The organism is Rarobacter faecitabidus, assembly GCF_006716265.1.
Taxonomy (GTDB): domain Bacteria; phylum Actinomycetota; class Actinomycetes; order Actinomycetales; family Cellulomonadaceae; genus Rarobacter; species Rarobacter faecitabidus.
This window is the reverse complement of the sequence record NZ_VFOS01000006.1, coordinates 1-15,822: the sequence shown is the minus strand read 5'-3', so window position 1 is coordinate 15,822 and position 15,822 is coordinate 1. Positions and strand designations below refer to the sequence as shown.

Annotated in this window: 11 protein-coding genes; 7 read left to right on the top strand and 4 right to left on the bottom strand. The window is 66.7% G+C overall.

Features of this window, described 5'->3' with window-relative positions:
* Window positions 1–184: 184 nt before the first annotated feature.
* The 5 genes from FB461_RS11670 (at window position 185) to FB461_RS11650 (ending at window position 4,482) form a co-directional block, all read left to right on the top strand.
* Window positions 185–757 carry an alternate-type signal peptide domain-containing protein gene (locus FB461_RS11670; protein WP_170222753.1) on the top strand — a complete coding sequence of 191 codons (573 nt, stop codon included), beginning with the start codon at window positions 185–187 and terminating at the stop codon, window positions 755–757.
* A gap of 270 nt (window positions 758–1,027) precedes the next feature.
* Window positions 1,028–1,558, top strand: coding sequence for a SipW-dependent-type signal peptide-containing protein (locus tag FB461_RS11665; RefSeq protein ID WP_170222752.1), 531 nt, complete (start codon window positions 1,028–1,030; stop codon window positions 1,556–1,558).
* Between the two features lies 1 nt (window position 1,559).
* Window positions 1,560–2,939 carry an RICIN domain-containing protein gene (locus FB461_RS11660; protein ID WP_142122317.1) on the top strand — a complete coding sequence of 460 codons (1,380 nt, stop codon included), beginning with the start codon at window positions 1,560–1,562 and terminating at the stop codon, window positions 2,937–2,939.
* Between the two features lie 80 nt (window positions 2,940–3,019).
* Window positions 3,020–3,691: a hypothetical protein gene (locus FB461_RS11655; RefSeq protein WP_142122315.1), complete on the top strand. Its 672-nt coding sequence runs from the start codon at window positions 3,020–3,022 to the stop codon at window positions 3,689–3,691.
* Window positions 3,688–4,482: a signal peptidase I gene (locus FB461_RS11650; RefSeq protein WP_142122313.1), complete on the top strand. Its 795-nt coding sequence runs from the start codon at window positions 3,688–3,690 to the stop codon at window positions 4,480–4,482. Before FB461_RS11655 ends, FB461_RS11650 begins: the two co-directional genes overlap by 4 nt.
* On the opposite strand, the gene FB461_RS11645 is transcribed toward FB461_RS11650, so the two are convergent.
* From FB461_RS11645 to FB461_RS11630, 4 genes are all read right to left on the bottom strand, one after another.
* Window positions 4,445–5,272, bottom strand: a complete 828-nt coding sequence (locus FB461_RS11645; RefSeq protein ID WP_425466926.1) for an ABC transporter permease — start codon at window positions 5,270–5,272, stop codon at window positions 4,445–4,447. The genes FB461_RS11650 and FB461_RS11645 overlap by 38 nt on opposite strands.
* Window positions 5,273–5,274: 2 nt before the next feature.
* Window positions 5,275–6,159 carry an ABC transporter permease gene (locus FB461_RS11640; protein ID WP_246046244.1) on the bottom strand — a complete coding sequence of 295 codons (885 nt, stop codon included), beginning with the start codon at window positions 6,157–6,159 and terminating at the stop codon, window positions 5,275–5,277.
* On the bottom strand, window positions 6,156–7,106 hold the full coding sequence (locus FB461_RS11635) for an ABC transporter ATP-binding protein (RefSeq protein ID WP_142122309.1): 951 nt from the start codon (window positions 7,104–7,106) through the stop codon (window positions 6,156–6,158). Before FB461_RS11635 ends, FB461_RS11640 begins: the two co-directional genes overlap by 4 nt.
* 194 nt (window positions 7,107–7,300) lie before the next feature.
* Complete coding sequence (locus tag FB461_RS11630) at window positions 7,301–12,709, bottom strand: MGH1-like glycoside hydrolase domain-containing protein (RefSeq protein WP_142122307.1); 5,409 nt, start codon at window positions 12,707–12,709, stop codon at window positions 7,301–7,303.
* A gap of 333 nt (window positions 12,710–13,042) precedes the next feature.
* On the opposite strand from FB461_RS11630, the gene FB461_RS11625 reads away from it, so the two are divergent.
* Entirely contained in the window at window positions 13,043–14,974 is a 1,932-nt protein-coding gene (locus FB461_RS11625; RefSeq protein ID WP_142122305.1) for a family 49 glycosyl hydrolase, read from the top strand.
* Window positions 14,975–15,145: 171 nt separating this feature from the next.
* Window positions 15,146–15,822: MFS transporter (locus FB461_RS11620; protein WP_142122303.1), on the top strand; the 677-nt coding region annotated here is incomplete at its 3' end.

Genomic DNA, 15,822 nt, shown 5'->3' with positions numbered 1-15,822 from the left:
TCCGTCATTTCACGGGTGAAAACACCCATAGACCCATTCCCCATAGGTCATTCACGCTCCTAATGTTGGCGCACGGACCCGCACACTCCGCAGTGCATGAGTCCATCGCGCCCAGGCAAACCCGCCCGCGCCGCTTATATCGAGGCGACGACGCATGCCGCCTCCACACTTTAGGAGCTGGACCATGAACAAGATCACCAAGGGTGCCATCGCTGGTGGCATCGGCGTCGCACTGCTACTCGGAGGCGCGGGAACGCTGGCCTACTGGAACGACCAGGCGGCGATCGGTTCGAACGCCACCATCACGGCGGGAACCCTGACCGTGCAGCAGGCTGCTTCTCCGGCACCGGCGTGGACCGTGTCGAACGGAACCGTCACCAACGCCGTGGTGTCCAACATCGCCTCTTTCCGGGCAGTCCCCGGTGACGTACTGCGGTACACGGCGACCTACACGATCACCGGCACCGGCGACAACCTGCGCGCCACGGCCGGCCTCGGCAACGGAGCAATCGCCGCGGCGACGCCCGTCACCGCACAGAACACGGCTCTGGCCGATCGACTTGGCGCATCCGCCACCGTGCTGATCAATGGCAGCACCACCTGGACCATGCCGTCACCTGGCACGCACACCGTCACTGTCACGGCGACGATCACCTGGCCCTTCGCTGGCGACCCCACGACGGAAGACAACCCGGCCAAGACCGGTGCCGTCACCCTGAGCAACTTCAACCTCACCGTGCAGCAGGTACAGCCCTGATGATGAGTGGGTTACTCCGGGGCGGTGCCGTATCCCATCAGCGGGAATGACTGCGGCACCGCCCCGGATCCCATCAGGCGGGACTCAAGGCTCGCGCTACGCGCACGCCGACCGAACGGCAATGACATTGCCACTCGTGCGTGCGGTAGCGAGCGGGCCAGTTCACACGGCTGAACGCCACTATCGACAAATGCGCAAACCGGGGGGTGAAGCATGAGGACACGAGCACGGCACGCGGCACCGAGAGGATCGATTTCCTCGGCTGTCCCCTTGCGCAAGCTGGCACCTGCCACAGCGCTCATCGCCGCATTGATCCTGGCCGCGATAGCGGGCGTTGGCGGCACGTTCGCGTACCTCAACGCATCGACCACTGTGCCCGGATCGACCATCCAGGCGGGCACGCTGAGCCTGAGAATCAACGGCTCCGCCACCGCATCGCTCGGCCCCTGGGCGCTTGCCCCGAACGCCGGCCAGGCAATCGCCTTCAATGTCACGAGTGGTAACGACGCACACTCGACGATCACGGCGGCTGTGACGGTTTCGAGCACGCAATTGATCAAGGACTACGCCAACCTGCGCATCGTCGAGGTGGCGAACGCGGGGGCGTGCAACACATCGCTCACTGGCGGTGTCTTCGGCGCGCTCACCGCCTTCCCGGCGACGACGCTCACCCACCTGACCGCGGGCGAGACGCAATGGCTCTGCGCAGTCATGACCCTGCAGAACTCAGTGCCCATCGCTCGCGCGGGCGAGTCCATATCCTTCGCCGTCACGCTGGCCGCAACGCAGGCGGCGAGCTGAGATGCGCCAGCGCATCGGGTACGCGGCGGCGGCGCCCATAGCGCTACTCACAATGTTCTGCGTGGTGATCGGCTCGACCGCGGCATTCGCGTATTGGACGTCGGCGGCAACGGCAAACGGCACGGCGACCACGCGGTCCGTGAGCGCCACGTCGACCGGCTTCGGCGATCTGCAGCCAGCCTTCGCGAATCACTCCTTCCTGGCCACGGCATACACGGCCGCCGCAACAGGCAACTTCGTCATCATCAACAGCGGTCAGACGGCGGGGACGATGACATTCACCATCACGGCGCCCGGCGCAGTCCCCGCGCTCCTGCCCATTCACGTGTGGCCGGTGGCTTCCGCGGCCGTGTGCACGGCCGCGACCACCGTCCCGGGCAGCGCCGGAAGCGGAACGTGGGCGTCCTACAGCATGTCCACGCCCGTGTCTCTCGCGGTGGGAGCCGCGCAGCGCTATTGCGTGCGCACGTCCGTGACGAACCGCCAGACCCTCGCGCAGAGCGGTGGCTCCACGTCGGCATCCGCCGCCCTGACGGTCACGTTCGACGACGCCGACGGCTGGGCCGGAACCGTGAATCACGCAGCGAGCACCACCGTCAACACCGAGCTCATCTACCCCTACGCCGAGGTGGACAGCGCCAACTACGTCCGAACCGGCCTGTCGAACTGGTTCACCATCAGCCGCGCCGACACGGGTCTGCGCCTCGATGTGAGCGGTAGCAGCGGTGGCGGGACGCGTGTCATCACGTGGACGGCGCACAGCGATTCAAGCCAGCGGTGGGAGATACTGCCGGTCGGCGCTGCCAATCCGAACCTCGTGCGCCTCCGTCCGCGGCACTCCTCCGGCCTCGGCACCCGGCTGGCCCACAATGCGTCCAACGACGTGCTCATCAGCACCCTGAACGCATCCGCGACCAACCAGCTCTGGGAGATCCAGCGCGTCTCGAACACCACGTTCCAGCTGATCGCACACACCACGGGCCGATGCCTGGCGATGAATACCGCGTCCGGAGGCGCGCAACTGAGCACCGCCGCGTGCTCGGCCGCAGCGGCGGACCGCGCGAATCAGGTACTGACCCTCACCCGCGAACCGCTCACATTCACGAACGGCACGAACGTGACGTTCGCGTGGAACAGCAACTCGAACGCGAACTACCGGGCGCAACGGCTCGATGGCTCCACCTGGACGAACGTCGGCACAGCAACGAACGGCACGTCACTCAGTTTCGCCCGCGGCACGGGGTGGCTCGGGCTGACCGTTCCCACGGGAACGAGCCAGTGGCGCATCGTCATCGACGGCACGAGCACCGTGATCTTCGATGGGATAACGCTCAATCGCAACAGCGGCAACACCATCACCGCTACCGATGGGGTGGGGTGATGCGCGCGATGACGACACCTGCGAATTGGGCTCGCGCGGCCGGACTCGTACTTGCCGCCTCGCTATTGGTACTCGCACCCATGACGGTCACACCGGCGCAAGCGGCGGATCAGGCCATCATGCTCTCTGCGGACGGCACCAACTTCGCCCGCACCATACCCGGGCCATTGTTCGACTCCTCGTTCCGCATTGTCCCCGGTGACAAGATCGAGCGGATCATCTGGCTGCGCAACGACGGGTCGACGGCTGGGCGCCTGCGATTCGATCTCATCAAAGCATCGTCGACGGACCCGCAACTGGCCGCCCATCTCGAACTTGCAGCCCGCCCGGAGCCAGTGGCCGGCGCGGGCTCATCGTCCACGATCTCGCGAGCCGGTAAGTGCGTCGTGTTGCGTCACTCCCTCAGGCTGAACGCGGGGGAGACGGTCAAACTTCGAGTCAGCGCCAAGCTCGGGAATCTCAGCGGTCAGCAGGGCCAGCGCGCGAGGGCGACGTTCAGCTTTCGTGCGGTTCTCACCGATGCGGCGGCGCCCGCTCCCGCCGATGCAGCCACTTGCGCGCTGGCAACGGGAGACGATGCCGTGGATATTCCCGGCACTGGGGACGATCCGGAGGGCCAGGGAGGCCTGCCGATCACCGGTGCGGGTGCGGTCGGCCGGTTCACGGCGGCGGGCGCGGGGATGATCCTGGCAGGTGCGCTGATCGCGGCGCTGGCAGCCTGGCGACGGAGAAGGAAAGAGGAAACCGCGTGACCGGAAAAGCGATGTCGACGCTGTCGCCCGCCCGCCGGACGGTGCGCTACATCGGGTTAGCAGTCAGCTCGATCGTGTTGGCAATGGTCATAGTGATTGCCTTCGCGGCGATTATCGTGCCGCGCGCGTTCGGCGCCACGCCGCTCACCGTGCTGTCCTCCTCGATGGAGCCGCACTATCCCGTGGGCACGCTCGTGATCATCAGACCCGTCGCACCCGACGACCTCCAGGTGGGCGACGTCATCACCTACCAACTCGAATCGGGCAAGCCCGCCGTCGCCACGCACCGTGTGGTCGAGAAGGGCCTCCGCGCGGATGGCGAGCTGCAGTTCGTCACCAAGGGCGATAACAACAACGTAGCCGACGCCGAGCCCGTGCGGGAGGTGCAGATCCGCGGCAAGCTCTGGTACGCGGTCCCGTACGTCGGTTACGTGTCGACCTGGCTCGACCCCTCGTCGCGCGGGGCGCTCGTGACGATCGCCGCGGTGGCGCTGCTCGCGTACGGGGCGTGGCTGGTGATCTCCGGGCTCCGAGATCGCGCGCGCAGGCAATCGGGACGAGGCCGCGATCGCGAGGGCGCGGTCGGGGACCCGGCCTCGCCGTCCGTGGCCTCAACCGCGGCCACGGATCCCCCCGACCGGGCGGAGCCGGAACCTTATCCCGTGCGGGGTGCCCCGGGGCCGACCGGCGCGGCGCAACCCGGCGACGCAGAGGCCGGCGCGGCACATTCCGGCAACGCGGATAGCGCGGCGCCTACGTCAGGAACAGCGCCCGCAAACGCGCGGCAGTGAAGCGGATTCCCACGAGGCACAGCACGCCGAAGTAGGCGACGTGCCACAGTATTGCGGGGTGAACCGCGCCGGTGGTGAGCGACCTCACCAGTTCGACGGCATGCCATAGCGGCATCGCCTGGATGAACCACTGCACACCCACCGGGTAGACGCTCAGCGGGTAGAACGTCGCCGAGAGCAGGAACATGGGCAGGAGCACGAAGTTGATCCAGTCCATCTGCTGAAACGTCCTGAGGTAGCTGGTCACGGCCATGCCGAGCGCGGCGAAGCCGAACGCGATCAGCACGGTGGCGGGGAGCGCCGCGAGCGCCCACCACGACAGGTTGAGTCCGAGAGCGGTCATCACGACCATGAACCCGGCGGCGTAAACCGCCCCGCGGATGAGCGCCACGCCGATCTCGCCGAGCGCCACGTCGAGCGGGCCGAGCCGCGTGGCTAGCATTCCGTCGTACAGCTTGGAGTGATTCAGCTTGAAGAAGACGTTCCACGTCGAGTCGTAGATGGCCCCGTTCATGGCGGACGTGGCCAGCAGGGCCGGGGCGATGTAGGCGGCGTACGGGATGGCTCGTCCATCGGGCGCCGTGACCGTGCCCACCATGGCGCCCAGGCCGATGCCGAACGACAGGAGGTAGAAAATCGGCTCGAAGAACCCTGAGATCATCACCCCGACGTGCGTGCGCGACGCCACGCGCCAACCGCGCCACAGCACGACGCGCGCGTTCCCCGAATACATCGCGGGGTCCGCGAGGCGTCGTGGGCGGCGGTGGGACGCCGCAACGATTCCCGTCATCGTCATCGTCCCAGTCTCCTTGCGGCGATTCGCTGCGACAGGAGCCAGCCCGCCGCCGCGAGAGCGCCGAGGTAGCAGACACGGATCGCTATCAGCCACCACGGTTCGGCCATGCCGTAGGAGGCGGTGCGTGCGAGCTGCGCCCCGTGCCACAGCGGGGACAGCCAGCCCACCGGCTGGAGGTAGCCGGGCATGGTGTCGAGCGGGAAGAAGGTACCGGAGAACAAGGTGAGCGGCATGACGACGAAGCGCATCAGCATGGCGATCTGTCCGGTGTCCTGCTGGATCGTTGCGACGTACGCCATGATCAGCGCATTGAATCCGAGCGCGGTGAGAACACCGATAGGTACGAGGAGCCACGACCAGGCGGATCCGGTAGCACGGAACGCGAGCAGGACGGCGAGGTAGATGCTCGTCACGAACGTCAGTCGCGCGATCACGGACACGACGAGCCCGTTGATGATCTGCGCGGGCGAGATGGGCGCTGCGTTGGTCGCGAAGAACGTCGGGTTCCATTTGAAGCCGAGCATGACGGGGTAGGTCATCTCCTCGCTACCGACCGAGGCGGCCGCGGTGACCAGCAGCGCGGGGGCGACGAAGGTCAGGTAGTCGACGCCGCCGACGGCGCCGTGCCCCAGGTTCGCGCTCACCAGCGAGCCCAAGCCGATTCCCATCGCGAACAGGTAGAGCACCGGCGTACCGATCGCCGTCCACACGATGGTCTGCAGGTAGGCGCGCATGTTGTAGAAGCGACCGAAGGCGACGTACCAGGTCCCGCGGCGGCGGGGGCGACGTCCTCCGGCCATGGCGCGGGCGCGGAACTCGTCCAGGGTTTGGGCGGGGAGCTTCGCGGACGAGTTCTCCGTTGCTGGAGTTGGAGCGCTCACTCGATCAGGCTCCGTCCCGTCAGGCGCAGGAACACGTCCTCAAGCGAGGAGCGGCGCACCAGCGAGGTGAGCGGTTCGAGGCCGCGACGTAGCACCTGCTGCAGGATGGCTTCGCCGTCGCGGGCGTAGATCAGGATGCGGTCCGGTAGCTGCTCCATTCGATCGCCGAGATCGCGCAGTTCCTCAGCCGCGGATGCGTTGCGGTCGGTGCCGAAGCGGACCTCCAGGACTTCGCGGGACGAGTGCTCGCGAATGAGCGCCGCCGGGGAACCCTCCGCCATGATCCGTCCCTCGTCGACCACGATGAGTCGATCGCAGAGCTGCTCGGCCTCGTCCATATAGTGCGTGGTGAGGATCAGGGTGATGCCGCGCTCCTTGAGCTGGAACAGGCGATCCCACAGGATGTGGCGGGCCTGCGGATCGAGGCCGGTGGTGGGCTCATCGAGTAGCAGGATGCGGGGCTCATTGATGAGGGCGCGCGCGATCGTTAGGCGCCGCTTCATGCCGCCGGACAGGTCCTCAACACGAGCGTTCACCCGGTCGGTCAGCTGGGCGAAGTCGAGCAGCTCGTCGGCGCGGGCGGCGATGACCTTGCGGTCGAGCCCGAAGTAGCGGCCGTAGACCAGCAGGTTGTCGCGGACGCGCAGGTCGGTATCGAGGTTGTCGGCCTGGGGCACGACCCCCAGCTGCGAGCGGATCTCGGGTCCGTGGTCGTCGGGGTCCAAGCCAAGGATCTGCAACTGCCCCGCCGTGCGGGTGCTCACCGCACCGATCATGCGCATGGTGGTCGATTTTCCGGCGCCGTTGGGGCCGAGCAGGCCGAACGATTCACCGGCTGGGACCTCGAAGGTGATTCCGTCGACGGCTCGCTTCTCGCCGTACGTCTTGACCAGGCCGGCCGCGCGGATAACCGCCGGGCCGCCCGTCACGCTACTGATTGATGACACTCAACCAGTCTACGAATGCTGCCGTCCCTGTCCAGCCGATATTCGCGGCGACCGCGACAAGCGCGGGCGGCGGCACCGTGCTCGCAACCGTCAGTCCTTGCGCCGGGCGAATCCGATCCGCGCAGGCCTTCGGAGTCCAGACGGACGGGAGGGCCGGGAGCAGTACTCCCGGCCCTCCCGTCACCCGTGCAGATCTACCTCTTGACCTTCTTGGCCTTAGAGGTGGCCTTAGCCGAGGCGTATCCGGCCTTGCTCACGGTGACCTTGACGCGGATCTTCTTACCCACCCAGGATGGCTTGAGCTTGAGGGCCGCCTTCGTAGCCTTCTTGATCGTCTTCTTGCCCGCGTACCAGCGGTACGTAACCTTCACGGGCTTGGCGGAGGCGGCGATAGACACCTTTGCCCGCACCTTCTTGCCGACCCGCAGCTTGCCGGTCACTGCGGCCTTCACCTTCGGCAGCACTCCGCGCGCAACGGGCTTCGTCTGGGCGGAGGTGGCACCGGCGGTGGCCCGCGCAAACAGCGGGTCGGTGGCCACTCCCGTGACGCGGACGGTGACGCGCTTCCCGAGCAACGAGGAGTCGACGCTGAGCGTGGCCGAGGTTGCCCCCTTGATCGCCACCCCGTTGGCGTGCCACTGGTAGGACAGTTCGGCCTTACCTGCCCACGCCCCCGGCGCTGCCGTCAGCGTCCTGCCCACGCGCGCCTCGCCGATCACCTGCGGGACGGGCGCGGCCAGCGACTTGGCCGCGACGAGTCCCACGGCCTCGGAGGTCACCGTCACGGATGCGCCGCCGAAGTCGGGGTCAGGAATGGTCGCAGTCACGGCCACGCGGATCGCCGATCCGATCAGCCCAGGTGTGAGGGTGAGGTGATCCGGACCAACCGCAATCTCGCCCACGTCGTTGAGCCAACGGTAGGTGAGGGTGGCTCCGGCGGGCCAGCCCTGCGCGTGGGCGGCTAGGACCTCCCCCGCGATCGCACTGCCGCTGATCGTCACGGTCCCCTCGGGGATCGGGAGCGCCGCTACGGCGACAGTCGGGTCGGATGTCACGGACACCGTGGCGGCGCCGTGCTCAGCCGGGAGCGCGGAGACGCCGGAGATACGCACTTGAATAGTCTTCCCGATGACGTCCGAGGTCAGCGAGATGGTTGTTGCGGCCTGCCCGGGGATCGGCTGACCGTCCGCGAGCCACTGATACGACAACGGGCCCACGTGAGCCGGCCAGTCGGACGTGTGGGCGGTGAGCTCCTCGCGTACCTTGGCGGTGCCGGTGATGGTCGCGGTGCCGGGTAGCCAGGTTGCGCTCACCGTCTGCCCGCTGATGCCGTTCGCGGTCGGCGGGTTGGTCACGGCGCCCTGCGACCCGTACTGCGCCCCCGTCGGGGTTCCCGTGATAGCGACGGTGATGGCCTTGCCCTGCACGGCCGGCGTCAGGACGAGTTCGGAGCCGGTGGCCCCAGCGATCGGCTGACCGTCGGCGAACCACTGGAAGCCGAACGCGACATCCGACTGCCATCCCGTCGGGGTGGCAGTCAGCGTGCCGCCGACGGTCACCGGGCCGGAGATCGTCACCGATCCGGGAATGAAGTCGAGGGGAAGAACCGCTGCGGTCTGCGCGCTCGTGGCGGACGGGGTGGCACCGCCGTAGTCGGGGCCGAGCGTCCAGGTGATGCGCGCCGAGATCTTCTTGCCGATCAGGGTCGCGTCGAGGTCCAGGTAATAGCCGGTGGCACCGGCGATCGGGGCGTTGTCGGCGAGCCACTGGAACGCCCACCCCGTGCCGTCCGGCGCGGAGCCACCGATAGCGGTGAGTCGTTCGCCCACCTTGGACAGGCCGTCCACGGTCACCTCGTTCGGCGGCCAGGACTTAGCGGCCACGGGCTCGCTCTGAGCAGTCTGGGCGGCGACGGGTGCCTGCGTGCCATAACGCGCGTCACCGGTTCCGGTGACTACAGCGCGCAGACGTTTCCCAATCTGAGCGGCGGTCACCGGGAAGGTGGCAGCGTTCGCCCCGGCGATCGCGGTGCCGTCCGCCGTCCACTGGTAGCTGAGGGTGACGCCGTCCTGCCAGCCGGATGCGGCCACGGTCACGGTCTCGCCGACGACGAACGTGCCGGACAACTCGGCCGACCCTGCCGCGAGGGGCAAGGGCGCCACGGCCGCGGTGGGTGCGGACGTGACGGTTTGTGGTGCCGTTCCGAAGTCCGGATCGGACGAGACGCCCGTCACCTTCACCCGCAGCACCTGACCGATGTGCGCGGGCGTGAGCGTCAGGGTCTGGCTCGTCGCGCCAGAGAGGTCTGCGCCGTCCGCGGTCCACTGGTACGTCAACGCGACGTGCGCCGGCCAATCAGCCGCTACAGCGCTCAGCGCCTGGCCCGTCTGCGCCGTGCCGTTCACGACTACGGTTCCCGGAGTCCACGCGGGTGAGGTCACCGCGGTCGTGGGCGCGGAGGTTGCCGACACCGGCGGTTGGCTTCCGTAGCGGGCATCGCCCGTTCCGGTCACGACCACGCGCACTACCTTGCCGAGCTGGTCGGCCGTGACGGTGTACTCGTCCCCGGTCGCGCCCGCGATGTCGGCGCCATCGGCCGACCACTGATAAGTGAGCGCGACGCCGTCCTGCCAGCCGCTCGTGACGGCGGCCAGCGACTGCCCGACGACGGGGCTGCCGTCGACGTGAACCGTGCCGGCAACGAGCGCCGCCGGCGCGACCGGCGCGGTGGGGTCAGAGCTTGCAGCCGCGGTCTGACTTCCGTACTTGTTGACCGGAATGTTGATCGCGCTGGCCTCGACCGTGACTGTCTTTCCCAGCTGAGCGACGCCCGGGGTGAACGTCGCGCCGGTGGCGCCGGGGATCTCGTCCCCATCGGCCGCCCACTGATAGGCGAGTTCGATGTCGGTGGGCCAGTCGACGGGGGTCGCGGTCAGTTCGGCACCCACCTGCGCGACTCCCGAGACGCTCACCGTGCCCGCGGTCAGGGGGGCGATGAACTCCTTGCCGAGCAGTTTGAACTCGATGAGGTCGATGTATCCGAAGGGCTCACTGGCGAGTCCGTTGAACAGCGTGTTCGCCTGGAAGTAGCCCATGTTCACGGCCACGCGGTCGTTGCGCAGCCGGAACCGGTATTCGTGCCCCTCCTGCAGATCGACCGGGACAAAGGTCGATTCGTTCACGTCGCCCCACGTCCCGCGGGAAGCCATGACGACGATCTGCGACTTCACGATGTCGCTCCCCCCGCCGGTGACGTCGATGACGTCAAGCATCTTGATGCCCGCGCTGAGGCCGTCGTTCACGCTGGGGGTCGAACCGAGGAAGTACTCGTACGCGGCCAGGTAGCGGCCCGACCGGGGAACGGTCAGCACCGGGGTCGTGGCGTCGTCGGCCTTATCCTGCCCCCAACCGCCGATGATCGGGCGCCCGAACGATTCCCGCTTCTCTCCGCCGTGGTGGTCGAAGTCGGCCGAACTAATGTCCTGGACCCTGTCATGCCCGGGGCCCCAGATGCACGTGGCGGCCGAGGGCTGGGACGTGTTCCCCGACGAGTTGTAGCGCAGCCGCGTCGAGTAGCAGTGCGACACGCGATCCGGCTCGGCCGTGGTATCGATGTAATTGCCGTCCGCCGGGATGTTCTCGGCGATGACCTTGCCGTCACGCAGCACATCCATCGACATGTTGGATGTGTCCTGCCAGTTCTGGTGGAACGTGAGCCCGACATTGCCGGAGACGTAGTCCGGATCCACCGCGATGTTGTAGGTGTAGTTCGGACCGTACTGCTGCTCGCCGCCGTCGATGGTCTTGACTGCCGCAGCGGACACGCTCGGCTTTGCATCGCCCAGCGTCGCCTCGATCGTGGACGAGGATCCGAGTTGCGCCGAGGTGAAGACCGAATCGAGGTCGACGGCCGCGTTGTTGAGTTTCAGGCCGGTGACCTCGTAGGCGCCGCTGCTGGCTCCGCCAGCCGGTAGCTTCACGGTGACGTTCACGGTCGAGTCCTTGTATGCGAGGTTCTCGAAGCGGATCTCGTCCGCGTCCGGGAAGTACTTGCTGCGCACCTGCGCGGTGACGAACGGATCGACCGTGAGCCCTTGGGCAGTGGCGCGGATGCCGAAGATGTCCTCCTGGAAGGCACCGAGCACGCCGGCGACGGACCAGGTCTGGCGCTTGGAGTTCAGGCGCGTGTTCGTGGAACCGCCGTTGTTGATGTTGTAGTTCTCGTAGTTGGAGCCGTAGATCAGCGGTATCCGGATCAGCCCATCGAACTGCCGGGCGGCGGCGGTGTCGTTTCCGACCCGCACTGCCGCCTTGTGCATGAACGCCACGACGAACGGCCAGATGGAGTCGTTGTGGTAGCTGCCGTACTCGGAGTAGTGCGCGGGATTCTGGTTGGGCCAGATCGTCGAAGCCCCGAACGGCGTCTCGGGGTAGTTGGCAACGGCCCGGGCGGCGCGGTCCGCGGGCGCGATGCCGGAGAGGACCACGAGGGCGGTGGCGAGCGCGTCGAACCGATCCGTGGGCGCGGGGTCGAGTTCGCCGGTGATGAGGGACGAGTACTCGCCGCGGCCCTCGAGCCAGAAGGAATCGTCGATGGTCTGCGCCAACTCGTCGGCCCAGCCGCGGTACTTGGCCGCCGCTGACGCGTCGCCGGCCGCTTCGGCCAGGTCCGCCACGTCGTTGATGGCGGTCCAGTGGGTGACGTTGGTAGACAGCGACATGGACTCGGCGATCTTGTTCATGTTGTACCCGATCCAGCTCGGGTAGTTCTGCCAGCGCCAGTCGAGGAAGGATGTCTCGCCGGTGTATAGGCCGCGCTCCGTGTTGTAGGCCACCTTGCGATCGTGCTCGATCGTGTTCCTCAGCGCCTCATAGGTGAGGCTGTCGAAGGCCTCGCGGTATGAGTCCGGCAGCCAGGGGCTGACAGCGCGCGCCCCGACCGCCCAACTGGTGCGGTCCGTGGAGACGGGGTACGAGCCGCCGGTTCCGGTGTCCTGCAGGATCTGCCTGTCGGAAACCTCGTCGTACCAACCCGTCCTGCGATCGGAGATCTTGAAATTCAGCGAGTTGCGCATGCGCAGCGGGTCGAGCGAGGTGAGCCCCAGGGCGGCCGCGTAGGCGGTGTCGCGCGTCCACACGTACGACCAGTTGGCGCCCGTGATGTAGCAGCCGATGCCGTCGGCGCTGCAGTTCATCGGGTTGTCCCCGTTGTAGTTGCCGTTGGTGACGGTGTTGGTCTCCAGTTGCCCGGCCTCATCGATCGACCACGCGTAGACGGCGTCGAGCGCGATGTTGGACGTGCGGACACGCGGACGGTCGGCGCGCTCGGTGAAGACGTGGGTGGCCGGGGCGAGCGAGGCGTCCGGATTGTTGTACGTGAGCTCGTAAGTACGCAGGCAGGAGCCGGCGGCCACCGCCGTGATCTTGACCTGGGCCGTGAGGCTCGTTGCCGGATCGCTGAATAGGACCGGCTGGTTGAGCAGGACGCCGCAATCCTCGGCGACATCCGCGTGCGATGCGGACGCCGGAAGGCCCACGAAGGCGAGCGCGGTAGCGGCGGACAAGCCGAGGAAGCGGACTAGGGCGGGGGTTCTGCGGGGCACTGTTCGACCTTTCACTGGAGTCAGCGCTGACGTTAACCAGATTCAGATCGCAGCATTGCAACCCTCACTCGGCTTTGGATCACCATATCCAAAGAGGTCGGCAAAAGCAATGGCATTGTGACCGCCAGTAACTCTAAAGACGATGGTCGAAGTTCACGAGCCAAACAAATTCTCGGCATCGCGCCATCCAGGGGAATATTTAAGGTCTTTACCGTTTAAAAGATTCAGGAATGATGTGCACAATGGACGCATATGGCTTAGGCTCTCTACAACGGTTCGGGCGCAACGACGCGGCCGACATCCCCTGGACTCAACGAAGAGCGAGGACCCGCCATGCACGTGAAGAACCCGCGCCATCACACGATCCGCCGCCGCCTCACAGCCGTCATCTCCGCCTGCGCGCTTGCCCTCGGCGGCGTTACGGTCGGCGCAGTGACCGCACCGTCCGCCGCGGCCGCGCCGCTGATCGCGGACACTCCGCAACTAAAGACCTGGTGGCATGACAACGGCGAGCGGAACACCGGCACCACAATCGCCAACGACAAGGTGCGTGAATCGCCGTTCTACGAGGTGAAGGTCGCCGATGCCGGGCCCGCCTATCCGTGGTACGACTCATTCACGTACCTCTCTATTCCGCGCGGCGGCAAGGGCAAGCCCGGCTACAGCGATCCCAACCTCGGCTACTACCACGTTGACGGCGCCGAGTTCGCCTCCGATGCGAACCTCACCATGAGCTGGTCGACGTTCCTGTACTCGACCGACGTGTGGGTGGATGTGACCCTCACGACCGGCCAGACGATCTCGTCCAAAGACCAAGTGACCATCCGGCCGCGCGCGCTCAACTTCGAGAAGGTGCAAGTCGGCGCGTCCACGATCCGCATCAAGGTGCCGTACTCCCCCTCGGGATTCCGCTTCTCGGTCGAGTTCGATCCGCAGCTGTATACGGTCTACGACGAGTCGTCGGCCGCCGGGGGCAACGGAAGCCCGGATCCGACGGTGATCGCCAACCGGGAGCCACGGAACTCGATGCTGATCTTCGCCGAGCCGATGATCACGCCCGGGCACACCGACTACAACCGCGTGGTCCCCCAATCGTGGGCCGGCGACATCTACTACCCGGCACAGGGCTGGGCCACGAACCTGCACAACGTGGACGCCGACATCATCTACTTCGCACCCGGAACGTACTACATGGGATCGCAGTACCACGTCACCCTGCCGCCGCGAGTGAAGTGGGTGTACCTCGCCCCCGGCGCCTACGTGAAGGGAGCCTTCACGTTCTCGAACAACGACAATGCGGGGGTCTACAAGGTGACCGGCTACGGCGTGATCTCCGGCGAGCAGTACGTCTACGAGTCCGACCTGGCGAACGGCTATCAGCGGCGCGCGCAAAGTTCCGACAACTGCCATGGCTCGTGCGTGAAGATGCTGCAGTTCAGTTCCGCGGGCGGCCGTCAGCAGTATCTCGACCTGCACGGCGTGACCATCGCCGAGCCTCCGTACCACTCGTTCGTGGTGCACGGCGACGAGAACACCTTCGAAATGCGCGTCGAGCACTTCAAGCAGGTCGGCTCCTGGTACTGGCAGACCGACGGGCCCGAGCTGTACACCGGCTCGCGGATGACCGATTCCTTCGTCAACGCCAACGACGATGTCCTGAAGATCTACCATTCGGGCGTATCGATCGATAACACCGTGGTGTGGAAGTTCGAGAACGGTCCGGTCATCCAGTGGGGCTGGGGACCGCGCAACATCGACGGGGTGACCGTGCGCGGAACGCAGGTCATCCACAATCGGATGCACCCATGGAATCACCAGTACAACACCTGCGTGGTGAACTCGTCCTCGCATTGGGCGGACATGGGCGCGACCAACACCGCCGACCGCTCCCAGACGGTGAAGAACATCACCATTGAGGACACGGTCGTCGAAGGGCCGGTCAACTGCGCCATCAGCGTGTATGCGCAGTCGAACACGGAGAACATCCTCATCAAGAACCTGTCGATCGATGGGTGGGATCGCCCGGTGCGGTCCGGATCGGAAGCCGACCGCAACCAGTTCTCGCGCTTCGAGGCCTACACGGACGGTTCAGGAACACCGGTCACGATCGGCAACGAGCACACCCAGTCCCGCGGCCTGAAGCTGAATGGGTATCGCGTGGGCGGCGTCAGCATCGAGAAGTGGGGCGGAAACTGGCAGGCGGACCAGCGCGGCCGGCTCAACTTCAGCGGCTCGCTGTGGGAGAACTGGAACTCCTGGTCGTAGGCCGACCATCGCCCCGGCACCCGGCGTCGCCAACTCGTTGCGGGCGGCGCCGGGTTCGTCGCGACCGGCGCCGGGGGACGAATGCCGATTTTCCCGCCCCGGCCATGCGGTAGGTTCGAAGCGTGCCCTCGGGCACTCGTTGACCAGCACTGACGCCTTTGAGGAACAGCCATGAGTTCGCCCGCCACCGCTCCTCTGGCGCCACGCACGCTGAATCGCTATGCGCGGGGGTATTTCGCCGCGAGCTTCGGCCTCTACCTCGCCGTCTTCACCCCCGCGATGGTCGCGCTGTCGTTCAAGGTGAAGCACATCGTCTCGCAGGACGAGGCCACCGCCGCGCTTTCGCTCATCTTGTCGCTGGGCGCACTGTCCGCCCTGGTGGCGAGCCCGCTCGCCGGTCGGCTTTCCGATAGGACGATGTCCCGCTTCGGGCGGCGAAGGCCCTGGATCCTGGGCGGCGCCGTGGTGGCGCTCGGGGCGCTCCTGCTCGGTGGGCTCACAACATCGGTGCCGCTCCTGGCGTTCGCCTGGTGCGCGGCCCAGTTCGCGGTGAATGCGGCGTTCGCGGCGACTAACGCGACGCTGGCCGATCAGATTCCGGGCGTCCAGCGCGGCAAAGTGACCGGCATGGTCGGGATGACGAGCCCGCTCGCGATACTCGGCGGCACGCTCGTGGTGAACCTGGTGGCGGCCGACGGTCTGCGGTTCGCCCTCCCGGGCCTGGTCGCCGTGGGCCTCGCGGCCTGGTTCGTGGCACGGCTGAAGGATTCTCCGCGCACCACTCGTCCAGCGGGCCGCTTCTCGCTGCGGTACTTCGCCGGGTCGTTCGTTTTCAATCCGCGGCGCAC